This window comes from Sporomusa sp., from assembly GCF_057736855.1.
Map to the genome: position 1 here is coordinate 1 of NZ_JBYKYF010000385.1, position 2,477 is coordinate 2,477.

At 41.0% G+C, this 2,477-nt stretch carries 3 protein-coding genes; 1 reads left to right on the forward strand and 2 read right to left on the reverse strand.

The window, feature by feature from the left end; all coding sequences use genetic code 11:
- Nucleotides 1-89: 89 nt before the first annotated feature.
- Nucleotides 90-266 (forward strand): hypothetical protein, encoded by a 177-nt coding sequence (locus AC29Z1_RS16575; protein WP_488272558.1) that lies wholly within the window; start codon nt 90-92, stop codon nt 264-266.
- A 23-nt stretch (nt 267-289) separates the two neighbouring features.
- On the opposite strand, the gene map is transcribed toward AC29Z1_RS16575, so the two are convergent.
- Both map and ylqF read right to left on the reverse strand, forming a co-directional pair.
- Nucleotides 290-1,036 carry a type I methionyl aminopeptidase gene (gene map, locus AC29Z1_RS16580; protein WP_488272559.1) on the reverse strand — a complete coding sequence of 249 codons (747 nt, stop codon included), beginning with the start codon at nt 1,034-1,036 and terminating at the stop codon, nt 290-292.
- 464 nt (nt 1,037-1,500) lie between these two features.
- Nucleotides 1,501-2,364 carry a ribosome biogenesis GTPase YlqF gene (gene ylqF, locus AC29Z1_RS16585; RefSeq protein WP_488272560.1) on the reverse strand — a complete coding sequence of 288 codons (864 nt, stop codon included), beginning with the start codon at nt 2,362-2,364 and terminating at the stop codon, nt 1,501-1,503.
- Nucleotides 2,365-2,477: the final 113 nt, after the last annotated feature.

The window sequence follows — 2,477 nt, forward strand, 5'->3', positions numbered from 1 at the left end:
AAAATGCCGCGATTAACGTGGCAACTAGGGTGCGAAGATACTGTAAGTTTGGCTGCCAAGAAAGTTAAACATTTGCAGAGGTGAAACCTATGCCACTTACCCGCAAAGAGAAACAAAGAATCTATGAGGAAGAGCTTGAACGTTTCAAAGCCCGCGAGCGAATCAAGGCTGAACGCAAAAGAAAGCCTTATTCCTTTAAACCTATGGATTTAATTATAGTCATGGGCTTTATCCTTATGGGGTACATATTACTTGTTGAAAGATAGTCTGTATGGATCAAGAAAATAGTTTATAATTGTGTCAAAATAATAGTCTCATCCTCCAATACAGCAATTGTGTGCTCATATTGAATACAAATAGAATGGTCAACAGTCCGCGCAGTCCAGCCATCATTGTCAATTCGCGCCCTCCACCCGCCGTTCGTAATCATGGGTTCAATAGCCAGTACCATCCCTGGCTTAATCAAAGGGCCTTTGCCAGCTCGTCCATAGTGGGGAATTTCAGGTTCTTCCCACAAATTTCTCCCAATACCATGACCACAAAATTCACGAACCACTCCATATTGATAGCTTTCTGCATAACTTTGAATAGCAGCGCCAATATCGCCAATTCGTTTTCCTGGTCGGGCCTGTTGAATTCCTAATTCTAAACACTCTTTTGTTACCTTCATTAATTGCTCAATATCAGGACTTACTCGACCTACAGCATACGTCCACCCGGAATCGCCATGATACCCATTTAACTTAACGCCAATATCAATGGTAATAACATCGCCGGATTTTAATTTCGTCTCATCAGGTATTCCATGACAAATAACATCATTGATGGATGTACAAATACACGCAGGATATCCATGGTGGCCTTTGAAGCTGGGGATTGCCCCTGCTTGTAAAATAAATGTTTCGGCAATTTGATCCAGTTCTTTAGTAGTAATTCCCGGTTGAATATACTCCTTTAGAACTTCATGACATTGAGCCACAATTCTGCCAGCTTCTCTCATAATTTGAATCTCTTTGTCTGATTTGAATATAATCACTAACCTTCTCCTTTCGTACATCATAACTAAACTATCAGTACGAATCATCGTTACGCCCATATAATATCATAGTATGCTGATTCATTTTAATAATCTTCGTAAACTTTTTGCTATCCTTCTGAACCAATTGCAGCATGAGGAACTTGCCGATGCTCTTGAACTCGCCTTATGGCAATATCAATTGCCTCCTTGTCAGTATGGCGTAATCAAGTTTAATCCACTTCTCTCATCAAGATAAAAACTTACATGTCATTTAGAATGTAGTCCACCTATTTTACCCAAGCCTGGTTTCTACACGTTTTTCCCATTTGGCTATTTTAAGAACGAGCATCAAAAGAACGGCCAAAATCATTTAGCCGTTCTTTTTCGTCCTAAAATAAGTTTATATCTAACAAATGGAAGAGCTACATATGTACGAGTGGCCAATACTCTGCTTGCTTAAGCCCAAGATACAATAATTCTAATTAGCAGCTTGGCTGATTAGGATTATCAAGGGTAAACTTTCCAAGCTTGCCTGAACGGAAGTCAGTAAGTATAATTCGTCTGACCTTTTCTTCATCGACTACGCCGCCACTACGCAGACAACCCCTTTTGGTACCAATAAGGGATAATAACTCATGAGCATCCTCCGGCAATACTTCTTGTGTTAATTTATAGCGTTCTCGCAAGCGATCACTATAGTTATCTCGCAGTATTTCCAGAAGCCTCATGATGACTTTTTCCATATCATAGATATCATCTTTAATCGCACCAGTAACAGCCAGCTTAAAAGCAACCTCCTGGTCATCCATTTTCGGCCATAAAACACCGGGAGTATCTAAGAGTTCAAGATTTTTGCCGACTTTTAGCCATTGCTGGCCGCGGGTTACGCCAGGCCTGTCACCTGTCTTAGCGGTTGCCGTACCTAACAGTCTATTGATAAGTGAAGATTTACCAACATTAGGGATACCTAAAATCATGGCTCTTATTGGCCGCCCTTTTATGCCTTTGGCAGTCAGTTTGGCAATTTTTTCACTAGCCTCTTGTTCTACTTTGTTAACCAGTTCCTTCATGCCTCTACCACTGGCAGCATCGATAGTAACGGTTGTTAATCCCTGGGTGCGAAAATACTGAATCCATTCTGTTGTTCGTGCTGTTTCGGCTAAGTCAGCCTTGTTAAGCGCTACAACTCTAGGTTTATCGCCGACAATTTCAGCAATCATAGGATTAGCACTACTTATGGGAATCCGCGCATCAAGAAGTTCGACAACGACATCAATCAGACTGAGTTGTTTAGTAATCATCCGCTGAGCTTTGGCCATATGGCCAGGAAACCAATGAATGTGCATTACATCACACTCCTAACTAGAAGGGAACAAAGAATTACAGGCGTGTTATTAGTATCAGCGTGCCAGGGCTAACGATAAGGATCTAACAACATGCCTAAAAAATCTTTATTGAA